At 53.0% G+C, this 17,751-nt stretch carries 17 protein-coding genes and 1 tRNA gene; 7 read left to right on the forward strand and 11 right to left on the reverse strand.

What is annotated here, in order from left to right; genetic code table 11:
- Positions 1-55 precede the first annotated feature (55 nt).
- Positions 56-679, reverse strand: coding sequence for a DNA-binding transcriptional regulator NfeR (gene nfeR / locus C3D30_RS02025; RefSeq protein WP_105285399.1), 624 nt, complete (start codon positions 677-679; stop codon positions 56-58).
- A 276-nt stretch (positions 680-955) separates the two neighbouring features.
- Here nfeR and nfeF point away from each other — a divergent pair, with 276 nt between their 5' ends.
- Complete coding sequence (gene nfeF / locus C3D30_RS02035; protein WP_105285400.1) at positions 956-1,720, forward strand: NADPH-dependent ferric chelate reductase NfeF; 765 nt, start codon at positions 956-958, stop codon at positions 1,718-1,720.
- Between the two features lie 49 nt (positions 1,721-1,769).
- Here the strand turns inward: nfeF and C3D30_RS02040 are convergent.
- A tRNA-Ile gene (locus C3D30_RS02040) sits at positions 1,770-1,845 on the reverse strand.
- A gap of 125 nt (positions 1,846-1,970) precedes the next feature.
- Here C3D30_RS02040 and mug point away from each other — a divergent pair.
- Positions 1,971-2,477 carry a G/U mismatch-specific DNA glycosylase gene (gene mug / locus C3D30_RS02045; protein ID WP_000227304.1) on the forward strand — a complete coding sequence of 169 codons (507 nt, stop codon included), beginning with the start codon at positions 1,971-1,973 and terminating at the stop codon, positions 2,475-2,477.
- Between the two features lie 76 nt (positions 2,478-2,553).
- Here the strand turns inward: mug and rpoD are convergent, their stop codons facing one another.
- The 3 genes from rpoD to rpsU form a co-directional block, all read right to left on the reverse strand.
- Positions 2,554-4,395, reverse strand: a complete 1,842-nt coding sequence (rpoD, locus tag C3D30_RS02050) for an RNA polymerase sigma factor RpoD (RefSeq protein WP_000437367.1) — start codon at positions 4,393-4,395, stop codon at positions 2,554-2,556.
- Between the two features lie 194 nt (positions 4,396-4,589).
- Positions 4,590-6,335: a DNA primase gene (gene dnaG, locus C3D30_RS02060; RefSeq protein WP_000918842.1), complete on the reverse strand. Its 1,746-nt coding sequence runs from the start codon at positions 6,333-6,335 to the stop codon at positions 4,590-4,592.
- Positions 6,336-6,445: 110 nt separating this feature from the next.
- Positions 6,446-6,661: a 30S ribosomal protein S21 gene (rpsU, locus tag C3D30_RS02065; RefSeq protein WP_001144069.1), complete on the reverse strand. Its 216-nt coding sequence runs from the start codon at positions 6,659-6,661 to the stop codon at positions 6,446-6,448.
- Positions 6,662-6,898: 237 nt separating this feature from the next.
- Here rpsU and tsaD point away from each other — a divergent pair, with 237 nt between their 5' ends.
- Entirely contained in the window at positions 6,899-7,912 is a 1,014-nt protein-coding gene (gene tsaD, locus C3D30_RS02075; RefSeq protein WP_001264365.1) for a tRNA (adenosine(37)-N6)-threonylcarbamoyltransferase complex transferase subunit TsaD, read from the forward strand.
- Positions 7,913-7,954: 42 nt separating this feature from the next.
- Here tsaD and ttdT read toward each other — a convergent pair whose 3' ends face one another.
- Genes ttdT through ttdA form a run of 3 tightly spaced genes read right to left on the reverse strand, consistent with a single transcriptional unit; the run spans position 7,955 to position 10,980 of the window.
- Positions 7,955-9,418, reverse strand: coding sequence for an L-tartrate/succinate antiporter (ttdT, locus tag C3D30_RS02080; protein ID WP_000804985.1), 1,464 nt, complete (start codon positions 9,416-9,418; stop codon positions 7,955-7,957).
- Positions 9,419-9,466: 48 nt separating this feature from the next.
- On the reverse strand, positions 9,467-10,072 hold the full coding sequence (gene ttdB / locus C3D30_RS02085; RefSeq protein WP_000722957.1) for a L(+)-tartrate dehydratase subunit beta: 606 nt from the start codon (positions 10,070-10,072) through the stop codon (positions 9,467-9,469).
- Complete coding sequence (gene ttdA, locus C3D30_RS02090) at positions 10,069-10,980, reverse strand: L(+)-tartrate dehydratase subunit alpha (RefSeq protein ID WP_105286387.1); 912 nt, start codon at positions 10,978-10,980, stop codon at positions 10,069-10,071. The genes ttdB and ttdA overlap by 4 nt, the downstream gene beginning before the upstream one ends.
- Positions 10,981-11,185: 205 nt before the next feature.
- Between ttdA and ttdR the strand changes: the two genes are divergently transcribed.
- The gene (gene ttdR / locus C3D30_RS02100) at positions 11,186-12,118 is read left to right on the forward strand and encodes an L-tartrate utilization transcriptional activator TtdR (RefSeq protein WP_105286388.1); all 933 of its coding nucleotides are present in this window, start codon (positions 11,186-11,188) and stop codon (positions 12,116-12,118) included.
- Between the two features lie 12 nt (positions 12,119-12,130).
- Here ttdR and plsY read toward each other — a convergent pair whose 3' ends face one another.
- The gene (plsY, locus tag C3D30_RS02105) at positions 12,131-12,748 is read right to left on the reverse strand and encodes a glycerol-3-phosphate 1-O-acyltransferase PlsY (protein WP_001272793.1); all 618 of its coding nucleotides are present in this window, start codon (positions 12,746-12,748) and stop codon (positions 12,131-12,133) included.
- Positions 12,749-12,852: 104 nt separating this feature from the next.
- Between plsY and folB the strand changes: the two genes are divergently transcribed.
- Together folB and bacA are read left to right on the forward strand one after the other, a co-directional pair.
- Positions 12,853-13,221, forward strand: coding sequence for a bifunctional dihydroneopterin aldolase/7,8-dihydroneopterin epimerase (gene folB / locus C3D30_RS02110; protein ID WP_001295541.1), 369 nt, complete (start codon positions 12,853-12,855; stop codon positions 13,219-13,221).
- Positions 13,222-13,311: 90 nt separating this feature from the next.
- Positions 13,312-14,133 carry an undecaprenyl-diphosphate phosphatase gene (gene bacA / locus C3D30_RS02115; RefSeq protein ID WP_001305111.1) on the forward strand — a complete coding sequence of 274 codons (822 nt, stop codon included), beginning with the start codon at positions 13,312-13,314 and terminating at the stop codon, positions 14,131-14,133.
- A 147-nt stretch (positions 14,134-14,280) separates the two neighbouring features.
- Here the strand turns inward: bacA and cca are convergent, their stop codons facing one another.
- Complete coding sequence (gene cca, locus C3D30_RS02120; protein WP_105285403.1) at positions 14,281-15,519, reverse strand: fused tRNA nucleotidyltransferase/2',3'-cyclic phosphodiesterase/2' nucleotidase/phosphatase Cca; 1,239 nt, start codon at positions 15,517-15,519, stop codon at positions 14,281-14,283.
- Between the two features lie 63 nt (positions 15,520-15,582).
- Entirely contained in the window at positions 15,583-16,203 is a 621-nt protein-coding gene (locus tag C3D30_RS02125; RefSeq protein ID WP_001125317.1) for a TIGR04211 family SH3 domain-containing protein, read from the reverse strand.
- A gap of 241 nt (positions 16,204-16,444) precedes the next feature.
- Here C3D30_RS02125 and ygiF point away from each other — a divergent pair, with 241 nt between their 5' ends.
- Positions 16,445-17,746 carry an inorganic triphosphatase gene (gene ygiF / locus C3D30_RS02135; RefSeq protein ID WP_105286389.1) on the forward strand — a complete coding sequence of 434 codons (1,302 nt, stop codon included), beginning with the start codon at positions 16,445-16,447 and terminating at the stop codon, positions 17,744-17,746.
- The last annotated feature ends 5 nt before the right edge of the window (positions 17,747-17,751 follow it).

Raw genomic sequence — 17,751 nt, forward strand, 5'->3', positions numbered from 1 at the left:
GGCCTACGGGTGGGTAGGCGGATAAGGTGTTTACACCGCATCCGGCAGTTGGTGATTAATCCAGTTGCGTAATATCAAAAGCGGCGCGGTCGATCACCGCAATGATCTTTTTTATCTGCGCGTCGGTGATATCGCTCTGGTTGACGCGTAAGTCCAGCACCGCTTTAAAATTATCCAGCGCCCGCTTCATTTGCGGGTTCTGGCGCAGCGCCGCACCAACACAACGCGCTTTGATGCGTTCCTCAATCATCTCTACTTGTTCGCGGTTTTCTTCCAGCCACTGCGCGCCCTGTTCGGTCAGCGCAATCTGCTTCTTGCCGCCTTCCTCTTCGCGAATGGTAATTAGCGACTGCTCCTGGAGAAAATCCAGCGTCGGGTAGATGACGCCAGGGCTTGGGGTGTAATTCCCCTGGGTCAGATTCTCAATCGCTTTAATCAACTCATAACCGTGGCTGTCATCGCGCGAGAGAATATCCAGAATTACCAGTCGCAATTCACCGTGACCAAAGAAACGCTGCCGACGACCGCCGCCGCGACCGTGGCGACCACCGCAGCATTGACCGTGTTCATGCTGGTGACCGTGCCCGCAGTGCTCGAGTTCTGACTTCTCACCTTTGCAGCAGCCTTCATGGCGTGGCTGGCCTTCATGTTTACAACACCCTTCGTGATGATGGCTCATATCAGCCTCCTTTTGCTTAATTAGATATATCTAATTTATATCTGATATGAGCATTGCTGCAAGTACAAAAATGATTTATAAACGCAAATGTACTCAACATGTAGGCCGGATAAGGCGTTCACGCCGCATCCGGCAGCCTTGCTACGGTGCTGAATGACTTCACATACTTCAGATATATCAGTACTACAAATTGCTTGCATTTATCATGATTAACAATCATTATCATTTGCGAATTTTATTTAGATATATCTGATTACCATCACGAAGGCGATAACAATGAATAACTCTCCCCGCTACCCACAGCGCGTTCGCAATGATCTGCGCTTCCGTGAACTGACCGTGTTACGTGTTGAGCGCATCAGCGCCGGTTTTCAGCGCATTGTCCTCGGCGGCGAGGCGCTGGACGGTTTTACGTCGCGCGGTTTTGACGATCACAGCAAACTCTTCTTTCCTCAACCTGGCGCTCACTTTGTACCGCCAACGGTAACTGAAGAGGGTATCGTCTGGCCGGAAGGGCCACGTCCACCGTCGCGCGACTATACGCCACTGTATGATGAGCAGCGCCATGAACTGGCGATCGATTTCTTTATTCATGACGGTGGTGTCGCCAGCGGCTGGGCGATGCAGGCGCAACCGGGCGATAAACTCACAGTAGCCGGACCGCGTGGTTCACTGGTGGTGCCGGAAGATTACGCGTATCAGGTATATGTCTGCGATGAGTCCGGAATGCCCGCACTGCGTCGACGCCTGGAAACGTTGAGCAAACTTGCCGTTAAACCGCAAGTTACCGCGCTGGTCAGCGTGCGGGATAACGCCTGTCAGGATTATCTCGCGCACCTTGACGGTTTTAACATCGAGTGGCTGGCGCATGATGAGCAGGCGGTGGACGCGCGTCTGGCACAGCTGGAAATTCCTGCCGATGATTATTTCATCTGGATAACCGGCGAAGGCAAGGTGGTTAAGAATTTAAGCCGCCGCTTTGAAGCGGAACAATATGACCCACAGCGGGTACGCGCAGCGGCTTACTGGCACGCAAAGTAATTGATATATGAAAAAAGGCTGACGATTTCTCGTCAGCCTTTGCTGTATCTGGTGGCCCCTGCTGGACTTGAACCAGCGACCAAGCGATTATGAGTCGCCTGCTCTAACCACTGAGCTAAGGGGCCATGGTAGCGGATTATAAAGTAACTCCGTGCTGCAATCCAGCCATTAGCGCGCGGCTGCTGTTTTTATAAACAATGTGTTTTCAATTCGTTATACTTCCTGCGAGTTGTGTTGTTCAGGAGTTAATATGGTTGACGATATTCTTGCGCCAGGATTGCGTGTGGTGTTTTGTGGCATCAATCCGGGTCTTTCTTCCGCAGAGTCTGGCTTTCCGTTTGCCCATCCGGCAAATCGCTTCTGGAAGGTGATTTATCAGGCCGGATTTACTGACCGTCAGTTGAAGCCGCAGGAAGCGCAGCATCTGCTGGATTATCGTTGCGGTGTTACCAAACTGGTAGACCGTCCAACGGTGCAAGCCAATGAAGTTTCAAAGCAGGAGCTGCACGCAGGCGGGCGTAAGCTGATTGAAAAAATTGAAGATTACCAACCACAAGCATTGGCGATTCTGGGCAAACAAGCATATGAACAGGGATTCAGCCAGCGCGGCGTACAGTGGGGGAAACAAACGCTCACTATTGGTTCGACGCAGATTTGGGTGTTGCCGAATCCCAGCGGTTTAAGTCGCGTTTCACTGGAGAAACTGGTTGAGGCGTATCGGGAACTGGATCAGGCGCTGGTGGTGCGTGGGCGATAAAAACGCCACCGAAAAGGTGGCGTTTGTGCAGAGGGACTAGTGCCGGGTGCGGCGTAACGCCTATCCGGCCTACCGATTAATCGTCCAGGAAGCTACGCAGCACTTCAGAACGGCTCGGGTGACGCAGTTTACGCAGCGCCTTCGCTTCGATCTGACGGATACGTTCACGGGTAACGTCGAACTGTTTACCCACTTCTTCCAGCGTGTGGTCGGTGTTCATGTCGATACCGAAACGCATACGCAGAACTTTCGCTTCACGCGCGGTCAGGCCAGCAAGCACGTCGTGCGTTGCCGCACGCAGGCTTTCAGTGGTCGCAGAATCCAGCGGCAGTTCGAGGGTGGTATCCTCGATGAAATCTCCCAGATGCGAATCTTCATCATCACCGATCGGCGTTTCCATGGAGATTGGCTCTTTGGCGATCTTCAGCACTTTGCGGATTTTGTCTTCCGGCATCAGCATACGTTCAGCCAGTTCTTCCGGCGTCGGTTCACGACCCATTTCTTGCAGCATCTGGCGAGAAATACGGTTGAGCTTGTTGATGGTCTCAATCATATGCACCGGAATACGGATGGTGCGCGCCTGATCCGCGATAGAGCGGGTGATCGCCTGACGGATCCACCAGGTTGCGTAGGTGGAGAACTTGTAACCACGACGGTACTCGAATTTATCAACTGCTTTCATCAGACCGATGTTGCCTTCCTGGATCAGATCGAGGAACTGCAAGCCACGGTTGGTGTATTTCTTAGCGATAGAAATAACCAGACGTAAGTTCGCTTCAACCATCTCTTTCTTCGCACGGCGGGCTTTCGCTTCACCGATGGACATGCGACGGTTAATGTCTTTAACCTGCTCAATGGTCAGGCCGGTTTCTTCTTCAATCTGCTGCAGTTTCTGCAGGGCGCGATGCACTTCTTCAGAGACATCGTGCAGTTTTTCCGACCACGGCTTGTTCATCGCAATTGCCGCGTTGAACCAGGTATCGCTGGTTTCGTTGCCGGTAAACAGGGTGATGAAGTTTTTCTTCGGCATTTTGCACTGCTCAACGCAGAGCTTCATGATCAGACGTTCTTGTGTACGAACGCGATCCATCATGACGCGCATACTGTTGACCAGGTAGTCAAACTGCTTCGGCACCAGGCGGAACTGTTTGAATACTTCAGACAGTTTCAGGATCTCTTCCTGAGCAGCAGCGTGGCTGCGGCCTTTCGCTTTGATGGTGTCACGCGTTACAACGTACTGAGCGCGCAGTTCAGCAAATTTTTCACGAGCCAGTTCCGGGTCGATGCTGTTGTCATCGTCGGCACTGTCGTCGTCGGCATCTTCTTCGTCTTCATCTTCGTCATCGTCCAGATCTTCTTGAGAAAGCTCTGAACCGACGTGAGTGGCGGTTGGCGCCAGATCTTCTTCTGCGTTCGGGTCAACAAAGCCAGTGATCAGATCGGACAGACGCGCTTCTTCTGCTTCAACACGATCGTACTGTTCCAGCAGATAGGTGATCGCTTCCGGATATTCAGCAACGGAGCATTGAACCTGGTTGATCCCGTCTTCGATGCGTTTAGCGATGTCAATTTCGCCTTCGCGGGTCAACAGTTCAACGGTGCCCATTTCACGCATGTACATGCGTACCGGGTCAGTCGTACGCCCGATTTCAGATTCCACGCTGGAAAGCACCTGCGCGGCGGCTTCGGCAGCATCTTCGTCTGCTGTGTTTTCAGCCAGCATCAGGTCATCGGCATCCGGCGCTTCTTCCATCACCTGAATGCCCATGTCATTGATCATTTGGATGATGTCTTCGATCTGATCGGAATCGACGATATCTTCCGGCAGATGGTCATTGACCTCGGCATAGGTCAGATAGCCTTGCTCCTTACCACGGGTGACAAGAAGTTTCAGCTGTGACTGCGGGTTTTGCTCCATAAGACGGTATCCACACTTATTTCATGAGGTTGGTGTTGGGCGATTGACCGGATATCATTCAGACGTTAATACTGAAATCCAACGGTTGTTTACCGCCAACGATAATTACGAGGGCGTACTTATATCATTGCCGCTGCCTCTCAGTGCGGCTGTCGGGGGCTTCCCGATCGCTATTCGGCACTTAAGCCGTTAAATCACTTTTTCGCCAGTTCCTGGTTTAATGTCCAGAGTTCCAGGCGTTCTTCATTGCTTAAACCATGCGTGCGCTCGCGAGCAATTAACTCTTCCTGGCGCAGTTCAAGCAACGAATCAAACATATGGTTGAGTGAGTCGGTGAAGGTTTGCTCAGCAATATTCCTATCTGCTATATCGTCCCACATCGACAGTTTTTCAAGGGTGGCAGCATTATTTGTACCACGATAGTGCTCTAAAAGTTGCCCGGTGGTCAGACCTGGCTGAGAGAGACAAGTGTTGACCAGTTCTCTGAATAAGCCAAGTCCGGGGAGCTTATTTTCATCCAGATTCTCAAGCGGCGGGACTAACGTCGCTAATTCTGGATTTTGCACCAGCAACCCTATAAGTATACGCATGGTCGTGCGTTTTAGCTGCGGAACAGGACGAGAAACGCCGTTCTCTGCTGCTTTCGGCATTAATCGTTCAAGCTGGCTGTCATCAAGGATGCCTAACTTGTTGCCTAATTCCTGACGAAGATAGATGCGCAGCGTTTCTCCTGGCACCTGAGAAATCAGCGGCAGCGCCAGCGTACTTAAACGTGCGCGCCCGTCAGGAGTACTCAGATCAACCTGCGGCATCAGGCTGTTAAACAGAAATGCGGAGAGCGGCATTGCCTGCTCCATTCGCGCTTCAAACGCCTCTTTACCCTCTTTGCGCACCAGTGTGTCTGGGTCTTCGCCATCCGGTAAAAACATAAAGCGTAACTGACGGCCGTCTGTCATATAAGGCAGCGCAGTTTCCAGCGCCCGCCAGGCGGCATCGCGACCTGCACGGTCGCCGTCATAACAGCAAATGACATTGTTGGTCGCACGGAACAACAACTGAATGTGATCGGCAGTGGTTGACGTACCCAGCGATGCAACGGCGTAATTAATACCGTATTGCGCCAGCGCCACCACGTCCATATAGCCTTCGACCACCAACAGACGCTGGGGTTCAGCGTTATCCTGCTGCGCTTCATAAAGACCGTAAAGCTGGCGGCCTTTATGGAAAATATCGGTTTCCGGCGAGTTCAGGTATTTGGGGGTATCGTTGCCCAGCACGCGCCCGCCAAAACCAATCACCCGACCGCGTTTATCGCGAATAGGGAACATCACCCGCTCGCGGAAACGATCGTAACTGCGACCCTGATCGTTGGTGACCAACATGCCCGCATCAATCAATGACTGACGATTTTCTGGATTGCCGCCAAACCGTTTCAGGACGTTGTCCCAGCCGGGGGGCGCAAAACCAATCGCAAAGCGGGCGATGACCTCGTGGCTTAATCCGCGTTTTTCCAGATACTGGCGCGCAGATGTGGCAACAGGTTGTTGTAAAGATTGTTGGTAAAACGTATTCAGACCGTCCATCAACTGATAAAGCGTTTGCCGTTGATGGCGCTCTATCTGGCTGGGGCCGCTGCCTGCTTCAAATGGCACTTCAAGATTGTGCATTGCCGCCAGCTCTTCGACCGTTTCGACGAACTCGAGCTTGTCGTAGTTCATCAGGAAGTCGATCGCGTTGCCGTGCGCGCCACATCCAAAGCAGTGGTAAAACTGTTTCTCACCGTTAACGGTGAATGACGGGGTTTTCTCGTTGTGGAAGGGACAACACGCGTGAAAATTCTTGCCCTGCTTTTTCAGCTTCACACGGGCATCGATCAGATCGACGATGTCAGTGCGCGCCAGCAGATCATTAATGAATACGCGTGGGATTCGTCCAGCCATAGGCCCCGATTTTTAGCAATTCATAAACGAAAATAAGCCGCGCATTCCTTTCGGAAGCACGGCCTTACAACTACAACTCGGTCTGATCGGAGAGCAACGCTCTCAGGGAATTAGTACAGACGAGTGCGGCGTGCGTTTTCGCGAGCCAGTTTCTTCGCGTGACGTTTCACTGCAGAAGCTTTAGCGCGCTTACGTTCGGTAGTCGGTTTTTCATAGAACTCACGACGACGAACTTCCGCCAGAACACCTGCTTTTTCGCAGGAACGCTTGAAGCGACGCAGAGCTACGTCGAACGGCTCGTTTTCACGTACTTTAATTACCGGCATGTGCCTCTCACCTTTGATTAATTCGGTTTGCCGCTGGCATCAACGCCAGCTTATTTCAAAATGGTGCGGAATTTTACTGCAATTGCTGCTGCTTTGTAAAGCACCGCGACCTCTTTTGAAAGGGACTTTTATAAGGGTGAGGAGTATACACGAGGCTTTCTCCAGGGGCGAACAAAGTTTTACATCAACCCGCATTGGTCCTACACTGCGCGGTAATAAAGCGAGGTAAAACAAGTCATGCGTGTACTGGGTATTGAAACTTCCTGCGATGAAACCGGCATCGCCATTTACGACGATGAAAAAGGTTTGTTAGCCAACCAATTGTATAGTCAGGTGAAATTACACGCTGACTACGGCGGCGTGGTGCCTGAACTGGCCTCCCGCGATCACGTGCGTAAAACCGTACCGTTGATCCAGGCGGCGCTGAAAGAGTCTGGTTTGACGGCAAAAGATATTGATGCCGTGGCCTATACCGCAGGCCCAGGATTAGTCGGCGCGCTGCTGGTTGGTGCGACCGTGGGACGTTCTCTGGCATTTGCCTGGAACGTTCCGGCGATCCCGGTGCACCATATGGAAGGGCATCTGTTAGCACCGATGCTGGAAGATAACCCGCCGGAATTTCCGTTTGTTGCATTGCTGGTTTCTGGCGGTCATACGCAGTTAATCAGCGTTACCGGCATTGGTCAGTATGAGCTGCTCGGCGAGTCCATTGATGATGCCGCTGGTGAAGCGTTTGATAAAACCGCGAAGCTGCTGGGGCTGGATTATCCAGGCGGGCCGCTGCTGTCGAAAATGGCGGCGCAGGGTACAGCCGGGCGCTTTGTCTTCCCGCGTCCGATGACCGACCGTCCGGGGCTGGATTTCAGCTTCTCCGGCCTGAAAACCTTCGCCGCGAACACGATTCGTGACAACGGCACCGACGACCAGACGCGTGCCGATATTGCCCGCGCTTTTGAAGATGCGGTGGTCGATACGCTGATGATTAAATGTAAGCGTGCGCTGGATCAGACTGGCTTCAAGCGGCTGGTCATGGCTGGCGGCGTGAGTGCTAACCGCACGTTGCGGGCGAAACTGGCGGAAATGATGAAAAAGCGTCGCGGCGAAGTGTTCTACGCGCGCCCGGAATTTTGTACCGATAACGGTGCGATGATCGCCTATGCCGGAATGGTGCGGTTTAAAGCAGGCGCGACGGCGGATCTCGGCGTTAGCGTGCGTCCGCGCTGGCCGCTGGCAGAGTTACCGGCTGCGTAAAACTCTCAGGTGCCGGAGAGCAATTTCCGGCACCGCCCTCACTTAAAGCAAAACCACGGGCATCCACAGTAAGCCGGTAATCACCAGCAACACGAGGAATATCAGCCCAAAAATCGCCCCCAGTCGCCAGTAATCCACCGTTGGCAGATAACCACTGCCGTAGTAAATCGGACTGGGCCCGGTGGCGTATGGCGTAAGAATGCTCCCCAGACCAATTGCCGCGCCAACCATCAGGCAGAACACCGGCAGCGGGATTTCCGGCATCGCCAGCGCGGCGGCAATCATCATCGGCGCGAGAGCGGAGGTATACGCCGTGGCGCTGGCAAAGAAGTAGCGCAGCAGATAAAACACCACAATCAACGCTACCATCACCATCGTCGGCGAATAACCACTTAAGCTGCCTGCTAACAGTTTGCCAAACCAGCTAATAAAACCGGTGTTGTTGAGTCCGGTGGCGAGGGTTATTAGCGAGGCCAGCCAGAAGAAAACGTTCCACGCCGCTTTATTACTGACAATATCGTCCCAGCTGATAATGCGCAGAAGTAGCATCAGTGCCACCACGCTGTAACCGACCATCGCAGCATCGATATAATCACCGCCGAAAATCCACAGCACCAGCGCGCCCACCATCAGCGCCAGCATCCGTTTTTCACGCGAACAGAGTGGCCCCATCTCTTGTAGTTCCGTCTCTGCCCAGCGCGGCACCTGATCGCCAGACTTCAGCACCGGTGGATACAGCACATAAGCCAGCCAGGGAACCAGCAGAACCAGTAAGATACTGAGCGGCAACATACCGAGGAACCAGTCGCCCCAACTCAGCGTGGCGTGAGATGCGCTTTTCATCAGTCCAATTAACAGCAGGTTAGGTGCCATCGCCGTCAGGAAAATGGCGCTGGTCACGCAGTCGGCAACAATCCCCATCCACATGATGTATGAGCCAATGCTGCGTGAACTGCTGTCGTTCGGCTGTGATTGATAGAGCGGCGGCAGGTTACGGATGATGGGATAGATAATCCCCGCACCGCGCGCTGAGTTGGAAGGTGTTACAGGCGCCAGGATTAGCTCGGAGAACATCACCGCATAACCGAGAAACAGTGTGCGATGCCCCATCTTTTTCACCAGAATCAGCGCGATACGGCGTCCAAGACCGGTTTTTTCATAGCCTGTGCCAAACATAAAGGCGGCGAAAATCAGCCAGATAACCGAATTAGAAAAACCGGAAACCGCCCAGGAGAGGGATTTTGCGGTGAATTTAAAGCCTGGCTGGGCGAGCTGCTCGGGGCTAAACAGCAGCCAGGGCGAGAGAATGGCGATGATGGAGATACCCACCATCGCCACCACGGCACCCGGCACGGGTTCGAGGATCAGCCCAACGATCACGCCGGTAAAAACCGCAAAGTAGAGCCAGGTATGACTCTCCAGCCCTGCGGGAACCGGAAGTAGAGCAATAATGGCGATGACCGCCAGCGGTGCGAGATATCGCCACCATTCAGTGGAAGGTTTCATCGTGTTATGCCTGCGAAGAAGGAGAGGGGGTGAGCCTCTCCGGGAGGGTTATTTGATGTAGTGGACGTGCTCGCAAATCTCTTCCACGATGGGATCGCGGCGTTCGGCGAACAGCTTTTTGTTTTCGGCTATCAGGTTGTTGCCGTGGGTATCAATAGAGACAATCAGCGGACCGAACTCTTTGACCCGGCAGACCCACAGCGACTCCGGCATTCCGAGTTCTGTCCAGTGCACCTCTTCAATCTCTTCCACCTGGGTCGCCGCCAGTACCGCGCAGCCTGCCGGAAAAATTACATGCAGCGCCTTGAATTTCTGGCAACCTTCTTCGGTCAGCGGCCCCATTCCGCCTTTGCCGACCACCAGTTTCACGCCGGTCTGTTCAATGAATTCACGTTCAAAACTTTCCATACGCATACTGGTTGTCGGGCCGACGGAGACCATCTCCCATTTGTCGCCGTTTTTGCGCACGATGGGGCCTGCGTGGAAAATCGCTTTGCCGTTGAGATCGTAAGGGATCGGACGTTTCAGTTCGATCAAGCGGCGGTGACAAACGTCGCGGCAAGTCACCAGCGTACCGGTCAGGTAGATCACATCGCCGACGCGAATATCTTGCAGATCTTCAGCTTTGATCGGGGTTGTCAGGATCTTTTTCATAACGCGCTCCGGGTGTGAGACAGATTTTCAAAGGTGAGATCGGCATGAACCAGCAGCGTGCCGCGACGATGCGCCCAGCAGCCGGTAGAGACAGCGACGCCGATGGTAGAGGGATGGCGAGCGGCAGATTCGATATGCACGCCCATCACTGAACTGTTGCCAGTCAGCCCTTGTGGACCAATCCCCAGACGGTTGAGTCCTTCCTCCAGGCGTAGCTCCAGCTCTGCTGCTTTTGGATTGGGATGGCGGCTGCCAATTGGGCGCAAAATGGCTTTACGCGAGAGTACAGCGGCGGTTTCCACCGAGGTGGCGATGCCTACACCTACCAGCACCGGTGGACAGGCGTTTACGGCGAGGGTGGAGATATTTTCGAAGACGAATTTCACCACGCCTTCGTAGCCTTCCGATGGCATTAACACTTTCGAGCGGCCAGGTAGCGTGCAGCCGCCGCCAGCCATGTAAACTTCGATTTCCGCGTCGTCACCGTCGGGGACGATATCCCAGGTAACCCACGGTACGCCGCTACCGGTATTTTTGCCGGTGTTCACTTCGTCAAAAATTTCCACCGCGTTGTGGCGCAGTGGCGCTTTGACGGTCGCCTCTTCCACGGCTTGCTGAAGAATGCTTTGCAGCTCGCCAAGCAGCGGGAAACGGGAACCGACCTTAACAAAAAACATGATTTCGCCGGTGTCCTGACAGGCCGGGCGATTCAGGTCGATCGCTTTTTGCATGTTATCGAACATCGTGTGGTAGATGATTTTCCCCATCGACGACGTTTCGGCGTCCCGAAGCTGTTTTAGTTTATCCACCACGTCATCGGGCATCCGGGTAGAAATCATGGCGGTAAAGTTAGCGACAATATCCGTCAACTTATTTACTGCCTGTTGTTTATTACATTCGCTCATCATGGCAACTCCAGTTTTCTATTTGTCTGGAAAAATTCACCGCCACAAACTACCACTAAAAATAGGGTTTTATATTTCTTACCGCCGTGAATATGTAATTAACAGTTCGTGAATCAACACGAAAATAAGAATGAATATTGCGCCAGAGCAGGGAATGGCAATGTTTTGCGAAATACACTGAGCCAGTCAAAATTGCGGATAATTAACGATGCTGAATAGCTGGCCTTTAGCCAAAGACTTGCAGGTACTGGTAGAAATCGTCCATAGCGGCAGTTTTAGTGCCGCAGCGGCGACGCTTGGGCAGACGCCCGCATTTGTCACCAAACGAATCCAAATCCTTGAAAACACGCTGGCAACGACACTGCTTAACCGCTCCGCTCGCGGCGTGGCGCTGACTGAAAGTGGCCAACGTTGTTACGAACATGCGCTGGAAATCCTCACCCAATATCAGCGACTGGTCGATGACGTCACGCAAATCAAAACGCGCCCGGAGGGGATGATTCGTATTGGCTGTAGTTTTGGTTTTGGTCGCAGCCATATTGCGCCAGCTATTACCGAACTGATGCGCAATTATCCTGAGTTACAGGTGCATTTTGAATTGTTCGATCGGCAAATTGATTTAGTGCAGGATAATATTGATCTGGATATTCGTATTAATGATGAAATCCCTGATTATTATATTGCGCATCTTTTGACGAAAAATAAAAGAATATTATGCGCAGCACCTGAGTATCTGCAAAAATATCCCCAACCACAATCCTTACAGGAATTAAGTCGTCATGACTGCCTGGTGACTAAAGAGCGCGATATGAACCACGGAATATGGGAGCTGGGGGACGGTCAGGAGAAAAAATCGGTGAAAGTCAGCGGGCACCTTTCCTCCAACAGCGGTGAGATAGTGCTGCAATGGGCGCTGGAAGGGAAAGGGATTATGCTGCGTTCCGAATGGGATGTGCTGCCGTTTCTGGAGAGTGGCAAACTGGTGCGAGTATTGCCGGAATATGCACAAAGCGCCAATATCTGGGCTGTCTATCGGGAGCCACTCTATCGCAGTATGAAGTTGCGCGTCTGCGTAGAGTTTCTGGCGGCGTGGTGCCAGCAACGACTGGGCAAGCCCGATGAAGGCTATCAGGTTTTGTAAACCTGCCAGAAATTACTCGGGATCTTTTTCGCGCTTTCTTTTGAATTTCGTCCAGATTTTTGTCTCCTGGCGACGCCACAGACGCTGGATGTTGTCATGATGACGCAGCAGGATGAGGCAAGAGAGCATAGAAACCGGGAAGGTAAATTGTGGCTTAAACCACCAGACATAAAACGGGGCAATCAGTGCGCTGACAATCGCTCCCAGCGACGAATAACCGCTGAGCAAAATGGTTAACAGCCAGGTTCCCGCCATCACGCCCGTTAAATCCCAGCCTATCGGGGCGATTGCACCAAAAGCGGTGGCAACGCCTTTTCCACCTTTAAAACCGAAGAAAACCGGCCAGATATGCCCAAGACAGGCGGCAATCGCAATCAGCCCTAGCCAGAAGGGGCTGACGCCTAATTCATACGCGCCCCAGACGGGCAACATTCCTTTCAGAACGTCGAAAATCAGCACTGCTACGGCTGCTCCCTTGCCACCGATACGTAACACATTGGTTGCGCCGGGATTGCCGGAGCCGCTGGTTCGCGGATCGGGCAGCCCACACAAGCGGCAAACCAGAATGGCACTGGAAATGGAGCCGCAGAGGTACGCGATGAGGATCATTCCAGGCGCGATTGCACTCATAAGCTGTTCCGTTTTGAAAATTCGTGTTCAACGATGAATCTGTGGATAATACGCACATTTCGCCGGAAGTGGTATCCGGTTAGCCAAAAAGCAGGCAGGACGTGATGGATATTGTATTTATAGAGCAACTTTCGGTAATCACCACTATTGGTGTTTACGACTGGGAACAGACCATCGAACAGAAGTTAGTGTTCGATATCGAAATGGCGTGGGATAACCGTAAAGCGGCGAAAAGCGATGATGTGGCGGATTGTCTCAGCTACGCTGACATTGCAGAAACGGTGGTCAGCCACGTCGAGGGCGCGCGTTTTGCGCTGGTGGAACGCGTGGCGGAAGAGGTGGCGGAACTGCTGTTAGCACGCTTTAACTCGCCGTGGGTGCGTATCAAACTCAGCAAGCCAGGCGCAGTGGCGCGTGCAGCGAATGTTGGCGTCATCATTGAGCGTGGCAATAATCTGAAAGAAAATAATTAATTTTACAGCTGTTAAACCAAACGGTTATAACCTGGTCATACTGCAGTAGTTCGGACAAGCGGTACATTTTTATAATTTAGGGGTTTATTGATGAGCGATATGCACTCGCTGCTGATAGCGGCAATATTGGGTGTGGTCGAAGGATTGACAGAATTTCTGCCGGTATCCAGCACGGGCCATATGATTATTGTCGGTCATTTGTTGGGGTTTGAGGGCGACACGGCGAAAACCTTTGAAGTCGTGATCCAGTTAGGATCAATTCTGGCTGTGGTAGTGATGTTCTGGCGGCGTCTGTTTGGCCTGATTGGCATTCACTTTGGGCGTCCGTTGCAGCACGAAGGAGAAAGCAAAGGTCGGTTAACGCTGATCCACATTTTGCTGGGGATGATCCCGGCGGTGGTGTTGGGACTTTTATTCCACGATACGATTAAGTCGTTGTTTAACCCGATAAATGTGATGTATGCGCTGGTCGTCGGCGGTCTGTTGCTGATTGCCGCCGAATGCCTGAAGCCGAAAGAGCCGCGTGCGCCGGGTCTGGATGATATGACCTATCGTCAGGCGTTTATGATTGGCTGTTTCCAGTGTCTGGCGCTGTGGCCGGGTTTCTCCCGCTCTGGGGCAACTATTTCCGGCGGGATGCTGATGGGCGTGAGCCGCTACGCCGCTTCTGAGTTCTCGTTCCTGCTGGCGGTGCCGATGATGATGGGCGCAACGGCGCTCGATCTCTACAAAAGCTGGGGCTTCCTGACAACCGGCGATATCCCGATGTTTGCCGTTGGGTTTATCACCGCCTTCGTAGTGGCGCTGATTGCGATTAAAACCTTCCTGCAATTGATTAAGCGCATTTCGTTTATCCCGTTCGCCATTTATCGCTTTATTGTGGCGGCTGCGGTGTACGTTGTGTTCTTTTGATTCGGAGCAGGCCCGGTTTTCTCCCTCGCCCTTTTAGGGAGAGGGCCGGGGGGAGGGTAATTGTTCGCTCTGGTACTGGCCTGTTCCCCTCACCCTAACCCTCTCCCAGAGGGGCGAGGGGACAGTTCGCAGTTATATATCCAACACTTACTCAGGTTTTGGGCAACGTTGTTCCTTCCAGCTGGCTACCGCCGCAATCCGGCGTCGGGTCAACTCTTCGCGAATCTCCACGCCTTTAAATCCCGCTTCAACGACCGCTTTTGTCGGTACTGACTGCGCCACTTCCCACGCTTCACGTAACCAGCGCCCTTGCGGGTAATCAGCCGCTTCAAAGCCGGTTCTGCCGCGCACGTCAGCCTCGCTGGTCAGCGCCAGTTGCTCGACACGCTGCGGTTTACGCCAGGCATCGATGGAATCAAACAATTTGACGATGGTTTTTGGGTTCAGCATTGGGAAGGTGTGGATGAGATCGTGAAACTCAGCCACCAGTTTGGCTAAATCGCGAATTTCATTTGGCACCCGCAGACGCTGACATAGTTGTTCCACTAACTTCACGCCCGCCGGACCGTGACCGTGATGACGCGGCCAAAGTTCTGGTGGAGTCAGCCCTTTACCGAGATCGTGGCATAACGTTGCGAAACGGACATCGACCTGCGGACTCAGCATCGCTGCCATGGAGAGCGTCATTAAGGTGTGAATACCCGTGTCGATTTCCGGGTGCCATTTCGCCGGAGCGGGGACACCAAACAACGCGTCGATCTCCGGGAATAAAACGCGTAGTGCGCCGCAATCGCGCAGTACCTGGAAGAACACCTGTGGATTGCGGGTGGTGAGGGCGCTTTCCGTCTCTTTCCATACCCGTTCAGGCGTTAGGTGTTCCAGTTCACCCGCATGGGTCATCTCGCGCATCAGCGTCAGAGTTTCATCGGCAATACGAAAACCGAGGTGGGCATAACGCGCAGCAAAACGCGCCACGCGCAGAACGCGTAACGGATCTTCGCCAAACGCGGGGGAAACATGGCGCAACAGACGATTTTGCAGATCGCTCAGGCCGTTGTACGGGTCGATAATCTTGCCGTTATCATCCTGAGCCAGTGCATTGATGGTCAGATCGCGACGCTTAAGATCATCTTCCAGTGTGACATCTGGCGCGGCATAACAGGTAAAACCGGTATAACCGGAGCCGGATTTCCGTTCGGTACGTGCCAGCGCATACTCTTCATGGGTTTGCGGATGCAGAAAAACGGGAAAATCGCGGCCTACCTGCTGGTAGCCCGCGTCGAGCATCTCCTGTGGCGTACTGCCGACCACCACCCAATCTCTGTCTTTGACCGGTAGCCCTAACAATGCATCCCGAACCGCACCACCGACCAGATAAATCTTCACGCCATCTTCCCTTCGTCAAATACACAATTCCTAATAATAAGACAGTGCAACGAAGAAGGCGATTTAGTTCATCCAGCGATCTTTACGTTTGCGCGTTGGGATCAGGTGCGGCAATACCAGACCGAGCAGCAAGCCAAGTCCCAGCACACCGCCGCCATACATAAACCACTGCATGATGATGGTGCGCTGTTTGTCATCCAGCTGAACGCTGGCGGCATCGACTTTTTTCTGCGCGACAATCAGTTCGTTTTTCAGCTTCTGATTTTCTTCTTTTAACCCGTTGATCACACTGTCGCTCTGCGCCACTTTTTGCTGCATTTCTGCGGTGCGCTGATTCCAGGTGTTATCGATATTGGTGAGCTTATCGGTCAGGGTTCTGACCTGATTTTCCAGATCTGGCACGCGGGAGCGCAGGCTTGGCTCAGTGCTCAGTTGTTTCAACGGGATCCAGGCGGTACGGCCGGAGCTGTCTTTCACCTGGGCATAATTGGTGTTGGCGTCAGTTTGTAATAATGTCACTTCTTCACCGGCGTTCACGGTGCCCACGAGGCGATAATGATCTCCCGGACCACTGCGAACCCAGGTGTTCAGTTCGTCAGAAACATAGCGTTTTTCTTCCGCGTGAGAGACGGCAGTGGCGCTAAGCGCGAGTAAAGTTAGTGCGATCAGGCGTAATTTTGGCATCAGGCTGTCGTTATTGTCATGGAAAGTGGAACGATAGTAGTGGCATCAGTGTTGCTGCGCAAAGCATTCGGTATCAATCGGAATCCTCTGTGTCAGCTTTTGCCACTGTCTCAAACTTTTACGCCCGTCAAAATGCTCGTTGCATGGCAATTTGGCGCAAAATACTATCTACTGACAAAAAAGATCGCATTTAGTTCGCCGTTCATCGTCACTTATGTGACATAACCGATAAGTAAAGGCCATGGCTCAGGAAATCGAATTAAAGTTTATTGTTAATCACAGTGCCGTTGAGGCGTTGCGTGACCATCTCAATACGCTGGGCGGCGAGCACCATGACCCCGTGCAGTTGCTGAATATTTACTACGAAACGCCGGATAACTGGCTGCGTGGGCACGACATGGGGCTGCGTATTCGTGGCGAAAACAGTCGCTATGAGATGACCATGAAAGTTGCCGGACGGGTAACGGGCGGATTGCACCAGCGCCCGGAATATAACGTGGCGTTGAGTGAACCGACGCTCGACCTGGCGCTGTTACCGACGGAAGTCTGGCCAAACGGTGAGTTACCTGCCGATCTCGCGTCCCGCGTGCAGCCGCTGTTCAGCACCGATTTTTATCGCGAAAAATGGCTGGTGGAGGTCGATGGCAGCCAGATTGAAATCGCTCTCGATCAGGGCGAGGTGAAAGCGGGTGAATTTGCTGAACCTATCTGTGAGCTGGAACTGGAGCTGCTTAGCGGTGAAACACGCGCGGTGCTGAAACTGGCGAACCAACTGGTATCGCAAACCGGATTACGCCAGGGCAGCCTGAGTAAAGCGGCGCGTGGCTATCATCTGGCGCAGGGCAATCCCGCGCGTGAAATCAAACCCACCACCATTTTGCATGTTGCAGCAAAAGCCGATGTGGAACAGGGGCTGGAAGCGGCGCTCGAGCTGGCGTTAGCGCAATGGCAATATCATGAAGAGCTGTGGGTGCGCGGCAACGATGCGGCGAAAGAGCAGGTGCTGGCAGCCATCGGCCTTGTTCGTCATACGCTGATGCTGTTCGGTGGTATTGTGCCAAGGAAAGCGAGCACTCACTTACGTGACCTGTTGACCCAATGTGAAGCGACGATTGCTTCTGCGGTTTCTGCCGTGACGGCGGTCTACTCTACCGAAACGGCAATGGCGAAACTGGCGTTGACTGAATGGCTGGTCAGCAAAGCCTGGCAGCCGTTTTTAGATGCCAAAGCGCAGGGCAAAATGAGCGATTCCTTTAAACGCTTTGCCGATATCCATCTTTCCCGCCATGCTGCTGAACTGAGAAGCGTTTTTTGCCAACCGTTGGGCGATCGCTACCGTGACCAGTTACCACGTCTGACGCGTGATATTGACTCAATACTGTTGCTGGCGGGTTACTACGATCCTCTCGTTGCGCAAGCCTGGCTGGAGAACTGGCAGGGACTGCGTCACGCCATTGCGACCGGGCAACGCATTGAAATTGAACATTTCCGTAATGAGGCAAACAATCAGGAACCGTTCTGGTTGCACAGCGGAAAACGTTAATCAGG

Origin of the sequence: Escherichia sp. MOD1-EC5433, assembly GCF_002966005.1 — a bacterium.
GTDB lineage: Bacteria > Pseudomonadota > Gammaproteobacteria > Enterobacterales > Enterobacteriaceae > Escherichia > Escherichia ruysiae.

Coding starts and splice junctions, on each gene's coding strand:
- nfeR (WP_105285399.1), bottom strand. CDS start 679: ATGAGCCATCATCACGAAGGGTGTTGTAAACATGAAGGCCAGCCACGC.
- nfeF (WP_105285400.1), top strand. CDS start 956: ATGAATAACTCTCCCCGCTACCCACAGCGCGTTCGCAATGATCTGCGC.
- mug (WP_000227304.1), top strand. CDS start 1,971: ATGGTTGACGATATTCTTGCGCCAGGATTGCGTGTGGTGTTTTGTGGC.
- rpoD (WP_000437367.1), bottom strand. CDS start 4,395: ATGGAGCAAAACCCGCAGTCACAGCTGAAACTTCTTGTCACCCGTGGT.
- dnaG (WP_000918842.1), bottom strand. CDS start 6,335: ATGGCTGGACGAATCCCACGCGTATTCATTAATGATCTGCTGGCGCGC.
- rpsU (WP_001144069.1), bottom strand. CDS start 6,661: ATGCCGGTAATTAAAGTACGTGAAAACGAGCCGTTCGACGTAGCTCTG.
- tsaD (WP_001264365.1), top strand. CDS start 6,899: ATGCGTGTACTGGGTATTGAAACTTCCTGCGATGAAACCGGCATCGCC.
- ttdT (WP_000804985.1), bottom strand. CDS start 9,418: ATGAAACCTTCCACTGAATGGTGGCGATATCTCGCACCGCTGGCGGTC.
- ttdB (WP_000722957.1), bottom strand. CDS start 10,072: ATGAAAAAGATCCTGACAACCCCGATCAAAGCTGAAGATCTGCAAGAT.
- ttdA (WP_105286387.1), bottom strand. CDS start 10,980: ATGATGAGCGAATGTAATAAACAACAGGCAGTAAATAAGTTGACGGAT.
- ttdR (WP_105286388.1), top strand. CDS start 11,186: ATGCTGAATAGCTGGCCTTTAGCCAAAGACTTGCAGGTACTGGTAGAA.
- plsY (WP_001272793.1), bottom strand. CDS start 12,748: ATGAGTGCAATCGCGCCTGGAATGATCCTCATCGCGTACCTCTGCGGC.
- folB (WP_001295541.1), top strand. CDS start 12,853: ATGGATATTGTATTTATAGAGCAACTTTCGGTAATCACCACTATTGGT.
- bacA (WP_001305111.1), top strand. CDS start 13,312: ATGAGCGATATGCACTCGCTGCTGATAGCGGCAATATTGGGTGTGGTC.
- C3D30_RS02125 (WP_001125317.1), bottom strand. CDS start 16,203: ATGCCAAAATTACGCCTGATCGCACTAACTTTACTCGCGCTTAGCGCC.
- ygiF (WP_105286389.1), top strand. CDS start 16,445: ATGGCTCAGGAAATCGAATTAAAGTTTATTGTTAATCACAGTGCCGTT.